The organism is Silvanigrella aquatica (assembly GCF_001907975.1).
GTDB classification, from domain to species: domain Bacteria; phylum Bdellovibrionota_B; class Oligoflexia; order Silvanigrellales; family Silvanigrellaceae; genus Silvanigrella; species Silvanigrella aquatica.
The window spans coordinates 2,675,616-2,697,133 of sequence record NZ_CP017834.1 but is presented as its reverse complement, the minus strand read 5'-3'; the positions used below and the strand labels follow the sequence as shown (position 1 = coordinate 2,697,133).

Annotated in this window: 25 protein-coding genes; all 25 read right to left on the bottom strand. The window is 42.7% G+C overall.

The genetic code is table 11. The annotated features are described in order from the left end of the window. Position 1: 1 nt before the first annotated feature. The gene (rplF, locus tag AXG55_RS11490) at positions 2–541 is read right to left on the bottom strand and encodes a 50S ribosomal protein L6 (RefSeq protein ID WP_148698256.1); all 540 of its coding nucleotides are present in this window, start codon (positions 539–541) and stop codon (positions 2–4) included. Between the two features lie 26 nt (positions 542–567). Continuing rightward, complete coding sequence (gene rpsH, locus AXG55_RS11485; protein ID WP_148698255.1) at positions 568–966, bottom strand: 30S ribosomal protein S8; 399 nt, start codon at positions 964–966, stop codon at positions 568–570. An 11-nt stretch (positions 967–977) separates the two neighbouring features. After that, positions 978–1,163, bottom strand: coding sequence for a type Z 30S ribosomal protein S14 (locus AXG55_RS11480; protein WP_130610668.1), 186 nt, complete (start codon positions 1,161–1,163; stop codon positions 978–980). 11 nt (positions 1,164–1,174) lie between these two features. Next, positions 1,175–1,702: a 50S ribosomal protein L5 gene (gene rplE, locus AXG55_RS11475; RefSeq protein ID WP_148698854.1), complete on the bottom strand. Its 528-nt coding sequence runs from the start codon at positions 1,700–1,702 to the stop codon at positions 1,175–1,177. Positions 1,703–1,816: 114 nt separating this feature from the next. Then, positions 1,817–2,194 carry a 50S ribosomal protein L14 gene (gene rplN / locus AXG55_RS11470; RefSeq protein ID WP_148698254.1) on the bottom strand — a complete coding sequence of 126 codons (378 nt, stop codon included), beginning with the start codon at positions 2,192–2,194 and terminating at the stop codon, positions 1,817–1,819. A 53-nt stretch (positions 2,195–2,247) separates the two neighbouring features. Further along, positions 2,248–2,511 carry a 30S ribosomal protein S17 gene (gene rpsQ / locus AXG55_RS11465; RefSeq protein ID WP_148698253.1) on the bottom strand — a complete coding sequence of 88 codons (264 nt, stop codon included), beginning with the start codon at positions 2,509–2,511 and terminating at the stop codon, positions 2,248–2,250. 14 nt (positions 2,512–2,525) lie between these two features. Then, positions 2,526–2,717 (bottom strand): hypothetical protein, encoded by a 192-nt coding sequence (locus AXG55_RS11460; RefSeq protein WP_148698252.1) that lies wholly within the window; start codon positions 2,715–2,717, stop codon positions 2,526–2,528. Further along, on the bottom strand, positions 2,714–3,142 hold the full coding sequence (rplP, locus tag AXG55_RS11455) for a 50S ribosomal protein L16 (RefSeq protein WP_148698251.1): 429 nt from the start codon (positions 3,140–3,142) through the stop codon (positions 2,714–2,716). The genes AXG55_RS11460 and rplP overlap by 4 nt, the downstream gene beginning before the upstream one ends. Positions 3,143–3,149: 7 nt before the next feature. After that, a complete protein-coding gene (gene rpsC / locus AXG55_RS11450; RefSeq protein ID WP_148698250.1) occupies positions 3,150–3,836 on the bottom strand; it encodes a 30S ribosomal protein S3 in 687 nt (228 codons plus the stop codon). Between the two features lie 14 nt (positions 3,837–3,850). Next, on the bottom strand, positions 3,851–4,174 hold the full coding sequence (locus AXG55_RS11445; RefSeq protein ID WP_148698249.1) for a large ribosomal subunit protein uL22: 324 nt from the start codon (positions 4,172–4,174) through the stop codon (positions 3,851–3,853). Positions 4,175–4,184: 10 nt separating this feature from the next. Then, positions 4,185–4,460, bottom strand: coding sequence for a 30S ribosomal protein S19 (rpsS, locus tag AXG55_RS11440; protein WP_148698248.1), 276 nt, complete (start codon positions 4,458–4,460; stop codon positions 4,185–4,187). A 25-nt stretch (positions 4,461–4,485) separates the two neighbouring features. After that, positions 4,486–5,313 (bottom strand): 50S ribosomal protein L2, encoded by an 828-nt coding sequence (gene rplB / locus AXG55_RS11435; RefSeq protein ID WP_148698247.1) that lies wholly within the window; start codon positions 5,311–5,313, stop codon positions 4,486–4,488. A 77-nt stretch (positions 5,314–5,390) separates the two neighbouring features. Further along, positions 5,391–5,717 carry a 50S ribosomal protein L23 gene (locus AXG55_RS11430; RefSeq protein ID WP_233231183.1) on the bottom strand — a complete coding sequence of 109 codons (327 nt, stop codon included), beginning with the start codon at positions 5,715–5,717 and terminating at the stop codon, positions 5,391–5,393. A gap of 22 nt (positions 5,718–5,739) precedes the next feature. Beyond that, a complete protein-coding gene (gene rplD, locus AXG55_RS11425) occupies positions 5,740–6,300 on the bottom strand; it encodes a 50S ribosomal protein L4 (RefSeq protein WP_233231182.1) in 561 nt (186 codons plus the stop codon). A 62-nt stretch (positions 6,301–6,362) separates the two neighbouring features. Continuing rightward, positions 6,363–6,914 (bottom strand): 50S ribosomal protein L3, encoded by a 552-nt coding sequence (rplC, locus tag AXG55_RS11420; RefSeq protein WP_148698244.1) that lies wholly within the window; start codon positions 6,912–6,914, stop codon positions 6,363–6,365. Positions 6,915–7,020: 106 nt separating this feature from the next. After that, entirely contained in the window at positions 7,021–7,332 is a 312-nt protein-coding gene (gene rpsJ, locus AXG55_RS11415; RefSeq protein WP_130610705.1) for a 30S ribosomal protein S10, read from the bottom strand. A gap of 113 nt (positions 7,333–7,445) precedes the next feature. Then, the gene (gene rpoC, locus AXG55_RS11410) at positions 7,446–11,633 is read right to left on the bottom strand and encodes a DNA-directed RNA polymerase subunit beta' (RefSeq protein ID WP_148698853.1); all 4,188 of its coding nucleotides are present in this window, start codon (positions 11,631–11,633) and stop codon (positions 7,446–7,448) included. Positions 11,634–11,657: 24 nt separating this feature from the next. Next, the gene (gene rpoB, locus AXG55_RS11405) at positions 11,658–15,830 is read right to left on the bottom strand and encodes a DNA-directed RNA polymerase subunit beta (protein WP_148698243.1); all 4,173 of its coding nucleotides are present in this window, start codon (positions 15,828–15,830) and stop codon (positions 11,658–11,660) included. A 196-nt stretch (positions 15,831–16,026) separates the two neighbouring features. Beyond that, entirely contained in the window at positions 16,027–16,401 is a 375-nt protein-coding gene (rplL, locus tag AXG55_RS11400) for a 50S ribosomal protein L7/L12 (RefSeq protein ID WP_233231180.1), read from the bottom strand. An 81-nt stretch (positions 16,402–16,482) separates the two neighbouring features. Then, positions 16,483–17,001, bottom strand: a complete 519-nt coding sequence (rplJ, locus tag AXG55_RS11395; protein ID WP_233231179.1) for a 50S ribosomal protein L10 — start codon at positions 16,999–17,001, stop codon at positions 16,483–16,485. A gap of 148 nt (positions 17,002–17,149) precedes the next feature. Further along, the gene (gene rplA / locus AXG55_RS11390; protein ID WP_148698241.1) at positions 17,150–17,848 is read right to left on the bottom strand and encodes a 50S ribosomal protein L1; all 699 of its coding nucleotides are present in this window, start codon (positions 17,846–17,848) and stop codon (positions 17,150–17,152) included. Positions 17,849–17,899: 51 nt separating this feature from the next. Further along, positions 17,900–18,325, bottom strand: a complete 426-nt coding sequence (gene rplK, locus AXG55_RS11385) for a 50S ribosomal protein L11 (protein WP_148698240.1) — start codon at positions 18,323–18,325, stop codon at positions 17,900–17,902. A gap of 125 nt (positions 18,326–18,450) precedes the next feature. Continuing rightward, complete coding sequence (locus tag AXG55_RS11380) at positions 18,451–19,434, bottom strand: electron transfer flavoprotein subunit alpha/FixB family protein (RefSeq protein WP_148698239.1); 984 nt, start codon at positions 19,432–19,434, stop codon at positions 18,451–18,453. A 15-nt stretch (positions 19,435–19,449) separates the two neighbouring features. Further along, positions 19,450–20,229, bottom strand: a complete 780-nt coding sequence (locus AXG55_RS11375; protein WP_148698238.1) for an electron transfer flavoprotein subunit beta/FixA family protein — start codon at positions 20,227–20,229, stop codon at positions 19,450–19,452. 141 nt (positions 20,230–20,370) lie between these two features. Beyond that, on the bottom strand, positions 20,371–21,507 hold the full coding sequence (locus AXG55_RS11370; RefSeq protein WP_148698237.1) for a R3H domain-containing nucleic acid-binding protein: 1,137 nt from the start codon (positions 21,505–21,507) through the stop codon (positions 20,371–20,373). Positions 21,508–21,518 lie beyond the last annotated feature (11 nt).

The following is a 21,518-nucleotide window of genomic DNA, read 5'->3' as shown; positions in this document are numbered from 1 at the left end:
CTTATTTCTTACCTGCAGATTTACCAACTTTAGTTGCTATCACTTCGCCAGCATAACGAATTCCCTTACCTTGATAAGGTTCCGCAGGGCGTACAGAGCGCACTTTTGCCGCAACTTGTCCTACGAGCTCTTTATCAACGCCAGAGATACCAACCTTACCTGTTTTATCAACTTCAAAAGTGATTCCTACAGGTGGGTCAATATTTACAGGGTGGGAGTAACCAACTGTAAGATTTAAAACCTTACCAGCCATACTCGCGCGGTAACCTGTACCTTGGATTTCAAGAGATTTGCTGAAACCAGCGGAAACACCTTGAACCATGTTAGAAAGAAGGGTTCTGTAAAGACCCCAATACGCAGAGCTGTTTTCTCCGTCATTAGCGGAAACGACAACTTCATTATTTTGTTGAGCAATTGCAATACGTCCAAAGGTGTCGCGTTTCATCGCGCCTTTAGAGCCATTCACTTCGAGAATAGTTCCGCTTAATTTGACGGTTACTCCCGAAGGAATTTTAATTGGCTGCTTACCAACTCTTGACATAGAAGCCTCCTAAAAGTCCTCGAAAGTTACCAAACATAAGCTAAAACTTCGCCACCAACGCGTTCTGTACGAGCTGTTTTGCTTGTAAGAACACCTTTTGGTGTCGTAAGTATTGCGAAACCAAGTCCACCACGGATCTTTGGAAGATCAGCAACGCCCTTGTAAACACGGCAGCCTGGTTTGGATACGCGTTTTAAACCGCGGATCACAGGCTGACCGACTTCACTGTACTTCATTGCAATTTTAATCTTGCCTTGACCGTTATCTTTAATCAGACGGTACCCACGGATGAGACCTTCTGTTTCTAAGATTTTTGTAATTTCAATTTTCATAATGCTTGCAGGTATAGTTGTATACTTGAGTCCTGCACTAGAAGCATTACGGATACGTGTTAACATATCAGCGATTGGATCAGTTGCGTTCATTTTTATTCACCTCACCAACTTGCCTTGACCATTCCAGGTATTTGACCTGAAAGGGCATTTTTACGTAAGCAAATACGACATAGACCAAAATCTCTATAGTAAGCGCGAGGACGACCGCATTGGTTGCAACGGTTGTGCTGACGCGTAGAAAACTTGGCTTTTTTATTTGCCTTATTAATCATTGCTAAACGAGCCACATCTATCCCCTTTACTTTCTGAACGGCATATCGAGGAGAGTAAGAAGCTCACGAGCTTCACCATCTGTTTTTGCAGATGTCACAATAGTGATACTCAAACCGCGTGTTTTATCTACTTTGTCCGCTTCGATTTCTGGAAAGATGATCTGTTCGCGGATTCCGAGAGAATAGTTACCACGACCGTCGAAACTGTTTGATGAAACTCCACGGAAGTCACGTACGCGAGGTAGTGCTACCGAAACGAGCTTATCGTAAAATTCAAACATACGCTCTTTGCGAAGAGTGACAGAAGCGCCAATAGGCATTCCTGCACGGAGCTTAAAGGTCGCAATAGATTTCTTTGCACGAGTAATTATGGCCTTTTGACCAGTAATGATTTCGAGCTCAGCTGCTGCGGCTTCAAGTGCTTTAATGTTTTGTGTTGCTTCGCCTTGGCAAGTATTAACAACGATTTTCACTATCTTAGGAAGCTCCATGACATTTTTAGTTGGATGAAGCTTTTTAAGTTCTGGTAAAACTTTGTCGCTGAACTTTGCCATGTATCTTGGTTTCACACCTTTAGTGTGTTCCCCACGAACAACAACCGCGCCGTAATCGGCACCTTTTTTTCCAGTAGGTTTTTTACCTGTCTGATTTTTTTCGCTTGCCATGGATTATAGAACCTCCGGAGCCAAGCTGATAATCTTGCCACAATTACGTTGTCTTAATTCACGAGCAATTGGTCCAAAAATACGGGTTCCAACTGGCTCTTTTTCATTTTTGACAATTTTTACAAGAACAGCAGCATTTTCATCAAAACGAATACGAGAACCATCTGTTCTCGAAACTTCTTTCTTACAGCGAACCACAATAGCTTTGTGAACTTCGCCTTTCTTAACACGCCCACCAGGCACAGCATCTCTTACGGACACAACTATCAAGTCGCCAACACGTGCATAACGACGGAAAGAACCGCCCATAACACGAATGACGTTGAGAGTGCGTGCTCCGCTATTATCGGCTGCTACCAGGATTGATTCTGGCTGAATCACGATACACCCCATTAAATGAGAAGAAAAAAGAAACTATTTTACTTTGTTGTTACTTAGTGAGTAACAACAGAAATAACTTTCCATGACTTATTCTTGGAAATACGGCGACAAGGTAAGATTTCAACTTCTTTACCAAGAGCAATATTTTGTACTCCAAAAGAGTCAACAAGCAAAGAAGTATGAAGGTGAAGACGCTTGCCGTATGTCTTATTAGGAACAACGCGTGGTACTTCTACTTTAACTGTCTTTGTGTCTTTAGAGATCGCGACAACGCGTGCTCTAATTGGATTTTTTGTGACGATTTTATTGTTTTCCATGTCTATTACCTCAATTATTTAGCAGATTGTGCTTTTCTGCGAGAAATGATTTTCAAATCCCTTCTCAGACCTGCAATACCACCCGCATTACTAATGAGAGCAGGATCCATGGAAACCTTAAACTTAACAAGTTCTTTAACGAGTAAAGCTTCTTGAGCAGTTGCATCACTAGAGTTTAAATCAGAAAACTTTTTTTGTTTTTTCATTGATTTTCCCAAACCTTTTCACTTCTGCTCATCATACGAGTTTTGAAAGGGAGCTTAGCTGCAGCGAGGTCAAATGCCTCTTTTGCAAGATTTGCTGGAACGCCCTGAATTTCAAAAATAACGCGACCTGAGCGAATTGGACAAACCCAACGATCCAAACCACCTTTACCGGAACCCATACGTGTTTCAGCTGGTTTCTTTGTAATTGGTTTGTCTGGAAACACACGAATCCATACCTTTCCACCACGCTTTATATGGCGAGTCAAGGCAATTCGACTTGCTTCGATTTGACGAGCTTCTAGTTTACCAGGTTCAACAGCCTGAAGAGCGAAATCACCAAAGTCTACACTGTTGCAGCGGTCTGCAACGCCTTTAATGCGGCCTTTGTGAGATTTGCGGAATTTAACTTTTTTTGGAGCTAGCATTTTCTAATTACTCCTCATTGCGTGTATTTTTGGTATTAATAGCTGGATTTACAGCTGTTTTTCCAAAAACTTCGCCCTTGAATAGCCAAACCTTAACACCAATGAGTCCGTAAGTTGTTAAAGCTTCGGAAGTTCCATAATCAATGTCAGCACGAAGGGTATGAAGAGGAACGCGTCCTTCCATGTACCACTCAGTACGAGCCATTTCTGCACCATTTAAACGCCCTGCAACACGGATTTTGATCCCCTTGCCGCCTGCCTTCATTGCTTGCTGCATAACCTTCTTCATAGCTCTTCTGAAGGAAATACGTTTTTCAAGTTGTTGTGCAACGTTGAATGCCGCTAATTGTGCATTTGTATCTGGATTTTTAACTTCAAAAACATCAACTTTGATGGATTTGTCATTAGATTTAAGAACTGTTTTTACTTCTTCACGAAGTAATTCAATTCCTTTACCTTGTTTGCCAATAAGTTTACCAGGTTTCGCTGTATAAACTTTTACGACAACTTGTTTTGCAGCGCGTTCGATTTCAACGCGTGCTACGCCTGCTTCAGCGTATTTTTTTGAGATGAACTTGCGAACATTCAAGTCTTCGTTAAGATTTTTTGCAAATTCACGTTTGCTAAACCAACGAGAATCCCAAGTCTTGTTAATCCCAAGTCTCAAACCAATTGGATGTACTTTCTGACCCACTGTTGTACCCTCTGTTAATTAAGTTTAAGACGAATAGTTAAGTGCGACGTCTTTTTTAATATTGGCGTTGCGCGTCCTTGAGCACGAGGCATGAACATGCGACGGCGAGGACCTTCATTCACTACAAAGTCACTAATTACAGTGTTTACAGCACTATTTTCAGGAAGCTGTGCCAACGCGGAACGGATAAGCTTTACTGTGGCAACAGAGCCAGAGCGTCTTTCAACAGAAAGTACGGCAATCGCTTGTGGAACAGTTTTACCGATGATGAGCGGTCTTAACAATCTTGCCTTACGTGCGGTACACTTTGCAGCAAAGTGTGTTGCTTTTGCGTCCATAAATTACCTCTTACTTTTTCTTAGCGGCTTTTTTATCCGCACCATGACCATGGAAAGTACGAGTTGGCGAAAATTCACCAAGCTTGTGTCCAACCATATTTTCGTTCACATAAACGGGAACGAACTTTTTTCCATTGTGAACTGCAAACGTGAGTCCAACGAAATCTGGAATAATTGTGGAACGGCGGCTCCATGTTTTAATGACTTTCGCAGCACCCTTGTTTTTATCTGCTGCTTTAAGCAGATGGGTGTCTACAAAAGGACCCTTTTTTAACGAACGTGACATGCTTTACCCCTTAAGCAATTCGAAATTATTTCTTACGACGGCTTACGATAAACTTATCGCTAGGTTTTACCTTGCGTGTTTTGTAGCCCTTAGACAATTGACCCCATGGAGAGCATGGATGACGGCCACCACTTGTACGACCTTCACCACCACCCATTGGATGGTCAACCGGGTTCATAGCAACACCACGAACGGTTGGGCGAACACCTTTCCAACGATTACGGCCAGCTTTACCAATAGAAACGTTCATATGGTCTGCATTGGAAACAGTACCGATTGTTGCATAGCAATCTTCAGGGATAAGACGAAGCTCTCCAGACGGCATACGAATTTGTGCGTATTTTTCAATACGGCCAACCAAAGTCGCAGATGCACCAGCACTACGAACTAACTTTGCACCAGCTCCGGGACGCATTTCGACACTGTGGATAATAGTACCAGCAGGGATCTTTTTGAGCGGGAGGCTGTTGCCAGCTTTGATATCAGCTTCTTGAGAAGCGATAATTTTTGTACCAACCTTAACGCCATTTGTAGCAAGTACGTAACGACGGTCACCATCGATGAATTTCACCAATGAAATAAAAGCTGTACGATTTGGATCATATTCTACAGAAGTAACAACACCTTCGACGTCTTTACGACTTCTCTTCCAGTCGATAATACGGTACTTAACTTTGTTTCCACCACCGTGATGGCGAACAGTAATACGACCTGTATTATTACGACCTGCTTTTCTAGGCTTTGCAGCCAAGAGCGGCTTGTAAGGAGTATCAGTTGTAAGAACTTCCCTGTAGTTGATGTAACTTTGTGTTCTTGTTGTGGCCGTATATGGCCTTAATTGTCTGATTCCCATTTTCCTCATCCTTGCGCGATAATTCGAGGATTTTTCCGCGCATTAAAACTAAAAAAATACCAAAAAAAACAGAAAAATTATTCCGTTACAGTTTCAGTAGGAGCTGTCATTACAGGTGCAGGAAGCTCTTGACCATCTTTCAAGCGGATGAACGCTTTCTTGATGTTTGGAAGTTTCACTTCGTTTGCTCCACCTTTTTTTGAACGAGCTTTACGCACAATTCTTCCACGTAAAATGGAAGTATTTACGTTAACAACATCAACACCAAAAACATCTTTAACAGCTGCTTTGATGTCTAATTTAGTAGCTTTAAGATCAACTTTAAGCGTGTAAACCTTATTTTCTAATAGACCGTAAGATTTTTCGCTTAAAACTGAACCTTTGATAACATAATCCGAACGCATGTTCATTTCCTTTCTTCAAAAATCAGTCTGCTATCCTAGATTCAAGAACTTTGAACGCTTCTGGACTCGCAATAAGACTGCGTGCTTGAAGAATAGTAAATGCATTAACTTGCTCTGGACTCACAAGGTGAACTCCGCGGATATTGCGAAGCGCACGGATTGTGCTGTCGTTTGGATTGCTTAAGCAAACCAAAGTATTTCCAGATAAATCAGCAACATTCTTTAGTGCAGACGCTGCATCTTTTGTTTTCCCACTTGGAAAATCAAGTGCTCCAACAAAAATTTTGCCAGACTTAACACGCTCAGAAAGTGCGATACCAAGAGCAACACGACTCATTTTAAGAGGAATTGCTTGACGGTAATCGCGCGCTTTAGGTCCATGAGCAACACCACCGCCAACGTGAAGAGGTGCTACAAAAGAACCGCGACGAGCGCTTCCTGTTTTCTTTTGTTTATAAGGCTTTTTACCGGTAGACTTCACCATTGCGCGTGTTTTAACGCCAACAGTTCCTTGTCTTTGGTTGGCTCTGTAAGCCTTAACAACCTGCCAGAGAGTGCCTTTGTTACGGTCAGCGTAGCTCACCAAACTCTCTGGAAGGGTTTCAATTTTAGACAACATATGCTATCCCTTCCCAAAACTTAAATTTAAACAAATACCATACCGCCGCGTGCACCAGGTACACCGCCTACGATAGCCATAATTGACTCTTCATGAGACCAGTAAGCAACCTGAACATTGCGGAGAGTTACTTGTACATTACCGTCTTGGCCTGGCATTTTTTTGCCCTTCATAACACGACCTGGCTCTGCGCGCATACCAACGGATCCTGGGGATCTGTGGAAACGGCTACCATGGCTCGCAGGACCGCCACCAAAACCGTGACGAGTCATCGCATCTTGAAATCCACGACCTTTGGAGAATCCGGTAATTTTTAATTTTTGTCCGACAGAGAGAGAAGGAGCTTTAAGAGGTGAGCCTACTTCGTATTCAGCAGGATTTTCGACAACCCATCCACGTACAAGTTTATTTTTATGACCTGTATCGTATTCAACAACAACAACAACTTTGCCATTTTCCAAAGTTTCGTGTCTAAGAACTTTAGCTGGCTGCATTTTTAGAACAGTTACGCCTTGGGCTGTGCCGCTTTGCGTAAATGCACTAGTCATGCCAACTTTGCTAAAAGCATAACGTACCATATGACTTTAACTCCTGCTGGATGCAATAGATTACAGCGCCAGCTTTTTGTTAAAACTTCTTCAAGCAGTGCTTCAAGAAGTGTGTTTAAAAAATAAAAACCTGTTATTAGTAGAGGTTGATTTCAACATCAACACCAGCTGCTAAGTCGAGTTTCATGAGGCCATCAACAGTTTGTTGTTTTGGCTCAAGAAGATCGATTAAACGACGGTGAGTGCGGATTTCAAATTGCTCGCGAGATTTTTTGTCTACGTGAGGTGATCTCAACACTGTATAACGGTTAATGATCGTTGGCATAGGAACAGGACCCGCAATTTTAGCGCCTGTGCCTTTTGCCTTGTTAATAATCTGAGCTACGCTCTGGTCAACCAGAGAAACATCATAGCCCTTAAGACGAATACGGATTTTTTGGCTTTCCATTGATTACACTCCAAACCGTTGGGCGTCGATTCGTAACGTAGAACGACGCCCATTGTCAAGCAAAAATTGTAAAATTAGAGCAATAAGTAAGCAGAGATAAGAGAAAGAATCTCTTATCTCATTTGGTGATGAGAACCTGATCCAAGGCGAGCAACAACCTGTGGGATTGATGCCTCAATAATAGCCTCGGCATCAAGACTCTGACCTTCTACAAACATTTCTAAGTTGTTATAGAAGTTTACACCTGTACCTGCGGGAATTAAGCGACCCATAATAACGTTTTCTTTAAGACCACGGAGCAAGTCTTTACGGCCTGCAAGTGCAGCTTCCGTAAGAACGCGCGTTGTCTCTTGGAAAGACGCCGCGGAAATAAAGGACTCTGTTGAAGACGCCGCCCTTGCAATACCTAATAGGAGAGGTTCTGCGCTGGCAGGACGTGCTCCTCTTTGCATAGCAAGTTCGTTTTGCTCTTCAAATGTCCATTTTTCCACCTGAGCAGCGGGAAGAAACTCAGTATCTCCGGGATCTTTAATTCTTACACGGCGAAGCATTTGTTTTACTATAATTTCAATGTGCTTATCGTCGATATTCACGCCTTGCAATTTGTAAACCGCCTGAATTTCAGAAACGAGATAACTAGCGAGAGCTTTTTCACCTAAAACTTTTAATATGTCATGTGGGTTTAAAGGCCCATCAACCAACGGTTCTCCGGCACGAATGAAGTCACCTTCGGTTACAACAACGTGGCGACCTTTTGGAATAAGATACTCACGGCTGTCCCCACCACCCATTTCAGGTGTGACAACAACGCGTCTTTTCCCTTTAATGTCTGCACCGAAGGAAACAAATCCGTCAATTTCAGAAATAATGGCAAAAGTTCTGCGTTTTTGCGCAAGGAAGAGCTCGGCAACGCGCGGCAAACCACCTGTAATATCCTTTGTTTTTGCTTGCTCTCTTGGAATTTTCGCAAGCACATCACCTGGATACACGTTATCGTTGTCAGCAAACATGATGGTCGCACCACTTGGAAGTGGGTAGCGGGCATCACGGGTTTCTGTAATGCGGATAGCCGTTCCAGAGGAATCTGTGACAACAATAGCAGGTTTGATTTTTGTATCTTTGTTTTCAATCACAACACGACGGGTTAAACCAGTAACCTCATCTGTACGTTCTTCAACAGAGATACCTTCGAAAAGGTCTTGGAATTTAACCTTACCTGAAACTTCAGATACGATGACCACAGAGTGGGGATCCCATTCGATGAGCATAGTACCGACTTTTACAGCGGTGCCATCTTTGACAAAAACTTTTGATCCATAAGGAATAGAGTGACGATCGCGTTCAATGCCGTCAAGGTCATATACAATCACTTCCCCGTTTCTACCCATCGCCGTATCCCAGTCGCTACGACCTTTCACTAAGCTGACGTTAGAAAGTTGAACAGTACCTTCCACTTTTGCTTCATAGGAAGATGCTTGTGATTGCGTTGTCGCCGTACCACCGGAGTGGAACGTACGCATTGTCAACTGTGTACCGGGCTCACCAATGGATTGTGCGGCAATAACGCCCACAGCTTCACCCACGTTAACTAAGTTACCGGTTGCAAGGTCACGACCATAACATTTTGCACAAACGCCACGGCGTGTGCGGCACGTTAAAACGGAGCGGACGTAAACGCGGTCAATCTTTGCAAGATCCATGCGAATAACGGCTTCTTCGTTAATTTCTTCGTTTGCCTTCACAATAATTTCACCGGTAGCACGATTTTTAATGTCGTAAAGAGATGTTCTACCGAGTGTACGAGCTCCCACGCGTTGGATAACTTCGCCGCCTTCCACCACAGATGTGATTTCTACGCCGTCGAGAGTTCCGCAGTCGGTTTCGGAGATGATCGTATCTTGCGCAACGTCCACAAGCTGACGTGTAAGGTAACCAGAAGAGGCTGTTTTAAGAGCAGTATCGGCCAAACCTTTACGCGCACCGTGAGTGTTAATAAAGTATTGAAGGATAGTGAAACCTTCTCGTAAGTTAGAAGTCACTGGGGTTTCAATAATTTCACCCGTTGCCTTCGCCACAAGACCTTTCATACCGGCTAACTGACGCATCTGTTGTTTAGAACCACGGGCTCCAGAGTCAGCCATCATGTAAAGAGAGTTGAATGATTGGATATGCACTGTTTCGCCTTTTTGGTTCACAGCTTTTTGAGTTTCCAATTGTTTCAACATTTTTACCGTAATTTCGTCCTGAACGCGGGACCAAATATCAATTACCTTATTGTGACGTTCCCCTTCGGTAATGAGACCTTCCGCATACTGTTCACGAACTTCTTTTACTTCTGTATAAGCTTCTTCCAAAAGTTTTACTTTTTCTTTTGGAATCATCATGTCTTTAATAGCAATAGAAATACCTGATTCTGTCGCATAGCGATAACCAAGCTCACGCAAGGCATCGGCTAAAAGAACAGTCTCTTTTGCACCACAAAGGCGATAGGTATCGTTTACAAGCACAGCCAAGGCTTTTTGATCGAGGGCTTTATTGTATTTTTTGAAGAAAGGAACGTTCTCAGGAATCACTTCTTTCAAAATACAACGACCTACAGTTGTTTGCACAAGCTCTTTTTCACCAGGATTTAAGCGAACGAAAATACGGGTGTGGAGTTCAACAAAACCGTGATCGTAGGCAACACGAACTTCATCAAGACTTGAGAATTTCATGCTGTCGCCGCGAAGCGTAATATTTTCACGAGTTAAATAGTAGAGTCCAAGAACGATGTCCTTACGAGGCTCAATAATCGGCGTCCCGTGCTGAGGTGACAAAATGTTATTTGTCGACATCATAAGTACGCGTGCTTCAATTTGCGCTTCTAAGCTTAAAGGAACGTGGACGCACATGGTATCGCCGTCAAAGTCCGCGTTAAAGGCCTGGCATACCAAAGGGTGAAGCTGAATAGCTTTGCCTTCGATGAGAACAGGTTCGAACGCTTGAATACCTAAACGGTGAAGTGTTGGCGCACGGTTTAATAAAACAGGGTGTTCTTTGGTACATTCTTCAAGGAGATCCCATACTTCGGGACGTTCCTTTTCCACCATTTTCTTAGCGCTTTTAATTGTTGAAACGTAGCCTCTTTCTTCAAGCTTGTTGAATAAGAAAGGCTTGAACATTTCAAGAGCCATAAGTTTAGGCAGACCGCATTGGTGTAAGCGGAGTTCAGGACCTGCCACAATAACGGAACGGCCTGAATAGTCCACGCGCTTACCAAGCAAGTTTTGACGGAAACGACCGCTTTTCCCTTTGAGCATGTCAGAGAGGGAGCGCAGAGGACGCTTGTTTGGACCGGTGAATACTTTTCCACGACGACCGTTGTCAAACAAGGCATCGATAGCTTCCTGGAGCATGCGTTTTTCATTACGCACGATGATTTCAGGTGCGTTTAACTCAATCAAGCGCAACAAACGGTTATTACGGTTGATCACACGACGGTAGAGGTCGTTTAAGTCAGACGTCGCAAAGCGGCCGCCGTCCAAAGGAACAAGGGGACGGAGGTCGGGAGGCAATACCGGAATAACGGATAACATCATCCATTCAGGACGGTTATCGCTCATGGTAAAGGCACCCACCACTTTGAGGCGTTTGATTAATTTTTTACTTTGCGCATCAGATGTCGTGTTCAAGAGAGACTCTTTGAGTTGTTCAGAGAGTTCAAAAACATCGACAGATTGAAGCATTTCAAGCAAGGCGTCGGCACCAATGCCTACGCGTAAAGCATTGTTTCCAAGTTCGCGGACTTTGGCAGCAAAGCGCTCTTCTGAAATAAGCTCATGCTTTTTAAGATCGCTTGTCCCGGGATCGAGGACGATATAGGACTCACAATAAAGAACTTTTTCAAGATCTTTCAAGGAGATATCTACAACGCAACCGATACGGGATGGTAAGCTTTTTAAGAACCAAATGTGTGCCACAGGGCTTGCTAAGTTAATGTGGCCAAGACGTTCACGACGTACTTTGCTCTCAATAACTTCAACGCCGCATTTTTCACACACAGTTCCACGGTGTTTTTTGCGTTTGTATTTTCCACAGATACATTCGAAGTCACGAACGGGGCCAAAGATTTTTCCGCAGAAAAGACCATCACGTTCAGGTTTAAATGTTCTGTAGTTGATTGTTTCTGGTTTTTTGACTTCGCCATAAGACCAACTTCTGATGCGTTCAGGAGAAGCTAAACCAATTTTAACGGCACTAAAACTCAAAGGATCTACAGGTTTTTCGAAGAAACTGTAAACATCTTTGGAACCTTCATTCATATTCATGCTTAAACTCCTTCGGTATTATTGGATTTCACGCACATCGCGTTGAAGATCATCAAGACTGATTTCACTTTCATCACGTATGAGGCTGACATCCAAAGCAAGCGATTGCATTTCTTTGACAAGAACGTTGAAGGACTCTGGCAAGCCAGGGAGCATCATGTTCTCGCCTTTTACAACTGCTTCGTACATTTTTGTACGACCTGCGATGTCATCTGATTTTACGGTTAAGAATTCTTGGAGTGTGTAAGCAGCTCCATACGCTTCCATTGCCCACACTTCCATTTCCCCGAGACGCTGACCACCAAATTGGGCTTTACCACCAAGAGGCTGTTGCGTAACAAGGCTGTAAGGCCCAATAGAGCGCGCGTGGATTTTCTCATCAACAAGGTGGTGAAGACGAAGCACATACATGACTCCGACTGTAACCTGGCGATTGAATTTTTCACCGGTACGACCATCATACAGTGTGACCTGTCCTGAGCGATCGAGGTCGGCAAGTTCAAGATATTTAAAGATTTCTTCTTCTTCGGCACCGTCAAACACAGGGTTTGAAAGTGTGACGCCTTCTTTATATTTGCGTACGAATTGGCGTAATTCTTCGTTTGTACAAGATTTTACAAATTCGTGAACAGAAGGATCGTCCCAAACCTTGCAGATATAGTCTTCAAGTTCTTTGCGTGGTGCAGCTTTATCGAGCATATCATTGATTTTTTGACCAATGCCTCGTGCTGCCCAACCAAAGTGTGTTTCCATAATTTGTCCGATGTTCATACGTGAAGGAACCCCAAGAGGGCTCAACACGATATCAACAGGTTGGCCATTTTCAAGGTAAGGCATGTCTTCAATCGGTACGATTTTAGAAATAACACCCTTGTTACCGTGACGACCTGCGAGTTTATCACCCACTTGAAGACGGCGTTTGATAGCCACATAAACTTTAACCATTTTGATAACGCCTGGAGGCAATTCGTCACCGCGTTTTGCGCGTGCAATTTGCGATTCCGTCATTTCACGAACGAGAGCTATTTTTTCGTTCATGGACTTCTTGATTTTAGCAAGAAGAGCGCTCTTGTCGGAGCTGATCACTTCGAGTGATTTAATTTGTTCAATTGTCATGCCCGCAAAAGCTTCTCTGGTGATTTTTTCGCCCGAAGCAATTTTGTGGGTTTGGCTTTCGTGTTTTGTTTCAAAACTGACAGCAGCGGATTCACCAGCAAGAAGAGACTCTAATTTCTCAACAGTGGATTTGCGGATAATTTGAATACGATCGCGCTCATCTTTTTTGAGTTTAGCAATTTCTTGTTCTTGAACTTGAATCATACGGCTATCGAGTTCCGCACCTTCACGAGAGAATACTTTCGCACCGATAACAGTACCTTGTACTCCCGGTGGAACACGAAGGGAGGTGTCACGCACGTCTGCAGCTTTTTCACCGAAGATGGCACGGAGAAGTTTTTCTTCCGGTGTCAGTTGTGTTTCTGCTTTTGGAGTGAGCTTACCAACGAGAATATCTCCTGGTTTTACTTCAGCACCAATGCGCACGACGCCGGCGTCGTCGAGGTCTTTGAGAGACTCATCGCTGACGTTAGGAATATCTGAAGTGATTTCTTCTTTTCCAAGTTTTGTATCACGGCTGATACATTCAAATTCTTGAATATAAACAGATGTATAGAGATCTTCGCGAACAATGCGCTCAGAAACAACAATACCATCTTCGTAGTTGTAGCCATTCCAAGGAAGGAACGCGACGACGACGTTTTGGCCAAGAGCGAGTTCGCCCATTTCAGTTGCAAAACCGTCCGCAATAATGTCACCTTTTTCAACCTTATCGCCCACTTTAACAATTGGTTTTTGGTTGACACAGGTGTCCACGTTGGAACGTGTAAACTTCACGAGAGTGTAAATGTCCACTTCCGATGCCACTTCTGTCACGTCAGAGGAAACTTCGTTTGCTTTAATAACAACGCGTTCCGCATCAACAGAAATAACAGTACCTGCACGACGGGAAACCACTGTAACGCCGGAGTCGGCCGCCACAGTGCGTTCCATGCCTGTACCAATGAGTGGTGCTTTTGTGCGTAGCAAAGGCAAGCCTTGGCGTTGCATGTTGGCACCCATGAGGGCACGGTGGGCATCGTCATTTTGAAGAAACGGAATAAGTGATGCCGCAACAGAAACCGCTTGGTTTGTTGCCACATCCATAAGGTCGACTTCTTCTGCAGAGTAGATATTGGTTTCACCAGAACTACGTGCGTTAAGAAGATCGTTGGCATTAATTTTATTTTCATGATCAGGATAAATGCGTGCTTGCGCAATAACGTGATCACGCCATTCATCTGTAGACGAGTAGTAACGAACTTCATCTATAGGAAGACGATCGGTAACAGTACGATATGGCGTTTCGATAAATCCATATTTGTTTACTTGAGCAAAGGACGCTAAAGAAACGATAAGACCAATGTTTGGACCTTCGGGTGTTTCAATAGGACAAATACGACCGTAATGCGTTGGGTGAACGTCACGCACTTCGAAGCCGGCTCTTTCACGTGAAAGACCACCAGGCCCGAGGGCTGATAAACGGCGTTTGTGGTAAACTTCAGCAAGTGGGTTTGTTTGATCCATAAACTGGCTAAGCTGAGAAGAACCAAAGAATTCTTTCACAACGGCAGTTACAGGTTTTGCATTGACGAGATCGTGCGGCATAAGGCTGTCGAGATCTTGTAATTGCAGACGCTCTTTAATAGCGCGTTCAATACGGGTTAATCCAATGCGGTATTGATTTTCGAGTAACTCACCAACGGCACGCACACGACGGTTGCCAAGGTGGTCAATGTCGTCCACTTTAATTTTACCGCTGCGGACATCGAGAAGACGTTTTACTGTCCCAATGATATCTTCGCGAGTTAAGGTGCGGTAATCAATGTCAATACCAAGGTCTAATTTTTCATTTAATTTTAAACGACCTACACGTGATAAGTCGTATCTGTCTTTTTCAAAGAATAAATTTTGGAAAAGATTACTTGCATTTTCAAGTGTCGGTGGATCCCCTGGACGCATTCTACGATAAATTTCAAGAAGAGCTTCTTCTGTATTTAACGTTTTATCTACCATGAGGGTGTCACGGAAAGAGGAATCTACGTTAAGATCGTCGATAAAGAGAATTTGGAAAGAGGAAATGCCTCTTTGCGTAATGGCATCGACAATTTTTTCAGAAATTTCGGTATTAATTGGGAATAAAACTTCACCGGTGTCATCGTCAATAATGTCTTGACCAATGATTTTTCCAATAAGTTCTTCTTGTGGGAAATGGAGTTCTTCTACGCCTGCTGCTTTTAATTGTTTAATATGCAGTACTGAAATTTTACGGTTACGTTTTACCAAAGTGTTACTTGGATTTTTAGGATCCATAATATCGCTAGAAGCTCGTTGTCCGCGTAAGCGATCGAGGTCAACTTTTCTGAAGAACTGACCATCACGAATGACAACAGTTTCGCATTCGTAGAATGTTCCTAAAAGTTCTTCTGTGGTATAACCAAGTGCTTTTAACAGAACAGTTGCAGGCATTTTTCTGCGACGATCTATTCGGCAATAAAGAATATCTTTTGTGTCAAATTCAAAATCAAGCCATGAACCGCGGTAAGGTATAACGCGGGCGTTATACAAGAATTTACCGGAGGACAGTGTTTTGCCTTTGTCATGGTCAAAAAATACACCAGGTGAACGGTGAAGTTGCGAAACCACAACACGCTCGGTACCATTTATGATAAATGTTCCGTTTTGAGTCATGAGAGGGATTTCACCAAAGTAAACTTCTTGTTCTTTGAAACCACGAATGGATTTGACTCCGGTGTCATGGTCAATGTCCCAAATGATGAGACGAATAAGAACTTTTACAGGGGCAGCATAAGTCATGCCTTTGGAGCGGCACTCTTCAACGGTGTATTTTGGCTCGTCAAGTGAATAACTGACGAATTCAACAGAAGCTGTTGCATCAAAATCTTGCACAGGGAAAACACTCTTGAAAACGCCTTGTAAACCCGCTTCAATGCGAGAATCAGCGGAATCGGTACCTTGTAAGAATTCAGCGTACGACTTCTTTTGAATGTCAATTAGATTTGGCATTCCAATAATTGGTTTTACTTTAGCAAAACTGCGGCGGTGACGGACGAAGCTAGATGCCAGGTTGGCCATATTGAGTCCTCTGCGTAAGAAAGAAAGGATACAAATGTAAGTTGTGCTGAGATTGTGGTGTGCATCCATAGGGCATACCATATGGGAGCACAGCACACAATATTTGCACAACAGCAAAAGTCAAGCCATAGAACGAAATGTTCAATAGCTTGACTCTTAAGCTAATAAGACTGCGAAAACATTGAAGTTATCAATATTACTTAACTTCGATAGTTGCGCCAACTGCTGTAAGCTTTTTCTTAATTTCTTCAGATTCAGCTTTAGTAACGCCAGCCTTAAGGGATTTAGGAGCGCCTTCAACGAGGTCTTTCGCTTCTTTAAGACCAAGACCTGTAATTGCGCGAACTTCCTTAATAACGTCAAGTTTTTTGTCGCCAGAAGCTTTAAGAATAACTTCGAATTCAGTTTGTTCAGCTGCTGCTGCTGCTGCAGGAGCTGCAGCCATCATAGCAACAGGAGCTGCTGCGGATACGCCAAACTTGTCTTCGAGTTCTTTAACAAGCTCAGCAGCTTGAATAAGAGTAAGGTTTTCGATGTAGGAAATGAATTGTTCTTTAGTAATAGTAGACATTGTAAGCCCTTTTAAAATTTAAGTTTCATAGCGAAACTAGTAGATTAAACACAAAATAAAAACGCAATCTGGCGATTGTTGTTAGCCAGCCTTCTTATCCTTAATGGCATTAAGAACTTGTACCAAGTTTCTAGGCACGCCATTGAGTACGTTGAGAAGACCACGGTGTGGTGCCACCATTGTACCGATAAGTTGACCAAGAAGCACTTCGCGTGAAGGTAAAGAAGCGAGTTTTTCAACAGATGCAGGAGTTAATAAGGATTTCTCCATATAACCACCAACAACTTTGAGTTTCTCAAATTTCTTTGCGGATTCAGCAAATACTTTTGCAGCAGCAGCAGCGTCGCCATAAGCAAAAACAACACCTGTTTGGCCTTTGAAGAGTGAAGAAATGACGTTTTCGTCTCTTCCTTCAACAGCTTTTTGGGCAATTGTGTTTTTTACTACATGGAAGTCCGCATTAACTGCTTTGAGTTCACGGCGCATAGCTGTAAGCTCTTCAACTGTCATTCCTGAGTAATTAGCTAGGAACACAGCACCAGATTTGTCGAGTGCTTGAACAACACTTTCGCGCCACTGGAGTTTAGCGTTACGATCCAAGAGAATGCCTCCCCTAAGTTATTCGCATTCCCACAGGCAAAATGGAAATACGAGGTTGATAAACCGCAGGGGCCAAAGTCTATGCGGGGTTTATATGTGGCAAAATTTGCCGCACGACCAGCAGTCTGAGACCCTTACGAAACAAAAATTAAACTTTGTATTCAGCAGCATCGATGCGAACGGAAGGGCTCATTGTAGAGCTTACATATACAGAGTTGATATATGTTCCTTTTGCGGCAGCAGGTTTTGCTTTCACAATGGCGTCGATAAATGCTTTTGTATTTTCTTCAATTTTTTGAGCATCAAAAGAAACTTTTCCAACAGGAGCTTGAATAATTCCGGCTTTATTTACCTTGAATTCAACGCGGCCTGCTTTTGCTTCTTTAACAGCATTTTTAAGATCTTGTGTCACTGTGCCTACTTTTGGGTTTGGCATAAGTCCACGTGGAGCAAGAATACGTCCAAGACGACCCACAACGCCCATCATGTCTGGAGTTGCAATGGCTGCTTCGAAGTCGAGCCATCCGCCTTGAATTTTTTGAGCGAGATCTTCGCCGCCAACGTAATCAGCGCCTGCTTCTTCTGCTTCGCGGATTTTTTCGCCCTTAGCAAATACTAAAACGCGCACCTTTTTGCCAAGGCCATGAGGAAGAACAACCGCGCCGCGGACGTTTTGATCGGCGTGACGAGGGTCAACGCCAAGGTTCATTGCAACTTCAACAGTTTCGTCGAATTTTGCATAGGAGATTTCTTTCAAAAGCTGGCTTGCTTCAGAAAGATTGTAAGACTTGCTAGGATTTACTTTTTCGCTAGCTGCTTTTAATTTTTTGCTAATTTTCTTTGCCATAATGATTTTCCTTTGAGGTAAATCGGCCGGTTAAGGCCTCCCTCTAAAAATTTAAGCTGTGACTTCAAGACCCATGGAACGAGCAGAACCTTTGATAAGCTTCTTAGCAGCATCAATGTCGTAGCAGTTCAAGTCAGGAAGCTTAATTTTCGCAATTTCTTCAACTTGTTTTTCAGTTACAGAACCCGCAGTTGCTTTTCCTGGAGTTTTGCTTGCAGATTCAATTTTAGCTGCTTGCTTAAGCAAAACGCTTGCAGGAGGCGTCTTTGTGATAAATGTGAAAGACTTGTCAGAGTAAACTGTAATGACTGTAGGAAGTACAACGCCTGGTTGTTTTTGTGTACGAGCGTTGAATTCTTTAACAAACATTGCAATGTTTACACCACGTTGGCCAAGTGCTGGACCAACAGGTGGCGCTGCCGTTGCTTGAGCGCCTTTGATCTGGAGCTTAATAAGCCCTGTGATTTTTTTTGCCATTGTAATTTCCTCATAAAATATAACAATCAACCCAAAAAAAGGTGCGCTTTGGGCGTGAGTGCAAACCGATAATACATATTTTTAGGACTTGCAAGGAAAAAGGAAGAGAATTAGGAGGTAATACCTTATTCCGTCATCTTCTTTAATTCCCTTGTAAGAATAGGAACCGCTTGGAACAGATCGGCAACAATTCCGTAATCTGCTTTTTGGAAAATGGGGGCATCGCCATCAGTATTAATAGCCACAATACATTTTGAGGTGCGCATACCAGATAGATGTTGAATGGATCCAGAAATGCCACAAGCCACATAGAGGCCGGGGTTGACGGTTTTTCCTGTTTGCCCGACCTGCATATCGTAGGGAGCATAACCTGAGTCCACAGCGGCACGGGACGCGCCTACGGAGCCATGGACGACGTCTGCACATTCAAAAAGAATTTTGAAGTTATCTTTGCTTCCAATCGCGCGGCCGCCGGAAACAATAATGCTGGCTTCGGTTAAGTCGGGGCGTTCGCTGTTGCCCTTACGTACTTCAACGACTTTGGCTGTCATTTTAGATTTATCAAAATTACAGCTGAATTTTTCGACATGAGGTTGCGCATTGGCGTCTGCCACTTCAGAAGGGCGGACGTTAGGCCGCAAAGTGATAAAAGTAACAGAAGCATTTGAAGCCGCTTGTTTTAAGCATTTACCTAAATACATTGCCATTTCGGCAACCACAGTTTCGCCATCCAAGGAAAACGAAAGCACATCGGTGAGCATGGCTCCCTTATTGCGTATTGCCAAATGCGGAAAAAAAGCTCTTCCTGTCGGGGATCCGGGACCTACCACAACGGTATAGCCATTTTTTTTGATGATTTGATCGAGAGCCTGAAGCGTAGGTTCACCCTGATAAGTATTTGTTTCAGGAGCATCGACAACGTAAATTTTGGAAGCGCCAAAAGTGGCTACGGTCTTGGCGTGTTGTTCGCATCCTTCACCAAGCAACACAGCGTGAATGTTTTCTGTCTTGCCGCCCATCATTTTGCGTGCTTCGGCAAGAGTTTCGCCCGTGGTTGATTTTAACTTCCCATTTCTAACTTCTGCGTAAACAAGGATTTTATGAGACATAGGAGTGACCTCTTTTTATATGACTTTAGCTTCGGAGCGCAATAATTTCACAACTTCAGTAACCATTTCCTCAACAGGTTTGCCTTTAAATATTTTTCCAGGAGCTTTTTCTGGGGGGAGTTTGTAATTTCTGATTTCTACTACAGGTTTTTCGGTGATGAGATCGGCTGCCTTCTTTTCCGCAATAGGTTTCTTTTTGGCTTTCATAATTCCAGGAAGAGAAGGAAAACGAGGATCGTTTAAATTTTGATGAGGTGCGATTAATAAAGGAAGCTGTGCTTCATAGACTTCAACAATACCACCTTCAACATCACGCTCTCCACGTAACGATTTTCCTTCGTTTTGCCATTCTATTTTTGAAATATTTATTAAACTTGGAATTCCAGCAAATTCGGCGACCATAGGTCCGACATTTCCTGCGCCTTCATCTGTTGTATTGAGACCTGCAAAAATGACGTCTGGTTTTTCTTCTGCCACCACTTTTGAAATGGCAAGTGCAACGGAATAGGAGTCAAGTGCTCCTGAAAAGCCTTCGGTATTAATCCAAACGCCGCGATCCATTCCCATGGCCAGTGCTTTGCGAATGGTTTCTTGAGCGCGAGAAGGGCCTACGCTCACAACTATGCTTTCGCCTTTAAATTTTTCTTGAGTGCGAATGGCTTCTTCCATAGCATATTCATCACAGGGGTTCACCATGTACTTGAAATCTGCTTCATCGATTGATTTGCCACCAGAGGAAATTTTTACAACTGTTTCTGTATCTGGAACGTGTTTTGCAAGAACAAGAATTTTCACTTTAGTCCTCCAGAGAAGGATTGATTGTTAATCAAATAAAAAAACACCACTAAGTCAGAATCAGATTACTAATTCTAGATAGGGTGTCAAATGCTCGGGAAATTCTTGGCGTCAAGTCAAGAGAATTATTGCGGAAAGTAATTAAGCTTTGCGTTTTACGCAAACATGGCGGCTTTTTGCTTCGCCGAGGCTTTCTGTGTCAAATCCGGCTTCCGTAATGAGGGAGTGTTGTTCTCTACGCACAAACGAATTTTGGGGGGCTAAATGAATTTCATTTGCATTATTATTTTTCATTAATTTTTGAATTGCTTTACGAGCTTCATCAAGAGCTTCTTCAATATTTTGTTGTTGTTTTTGATCTATTGAAGATATATTTTGCGTAAAGTGACTGCTTTTTGGAGCAGGTTTGTTTTCGTCTTTATGGTGTTTTTCTTTATGAATAGGTGCGATATTTTCTTCGCTTTTATGTTTGTATTTAGGTTGAGAATGTTTTTTATCACCAGATTTAAAATCATTTTTTTGATTATCGGAATGATTTTTTTTGTTTCTTTCGTTACGTTTTGCAAAGCGTTCTTCTCTTTCACGATCAAACATTTCTTTAAATTGTTTGTGATAAGCAGCGCCGCATGGGGGACGTACATTCCAATCAATGACTTCTTCTTGTGTTTCTTTAGTGGAATATTTCCATAGAACATAAGCTTGAACTAATTCAAAATAAGAACCAAATGTTTTTTTCGTAAAAGAAGCAATAAGACTCCAAACTTCTTGAACGTATGTATGATCTAGTGATTCATTTGTTTCTGATTTTAAAGGTAACAGTGAAAAAGGTTCATTCATATTTTCTTCAGATTTATTATTTAGATAATCCGAATATTTTTGAATTGCTAAAATAATATTTTTACTAGAAACCGCTTTAGGAATACTGTTTCCTGGTAAACTAGGAAGTTTATTGCCGGTAAAACTTAAAAGCAAATAGTCTAAATCGGCGAACAGGGTAGCAATAGAGTGAGAAAACCACGAGATATTTTCGATATCCACAGCTTCATTGCGCTGAAAATTTGGTAACACCTTGAAATGGTGAGATATGATTTCTAAAAGTAAGCTTTTAAAGGAGTTAAAATCTAATGTTTTTGGTAGGATCCAGGTTTTTGTCAAAAAGGGTTCATATCTGAGATGGGAGTTAAAATCCCCATTTGCTTTGGATCGTGCTTCAAATGCTTGGTTTATGGCATAGATAAAGGCATCAGTGTTAATCGATAGTTTAGTAGGTTCAGTCACAGCTAAAAGTC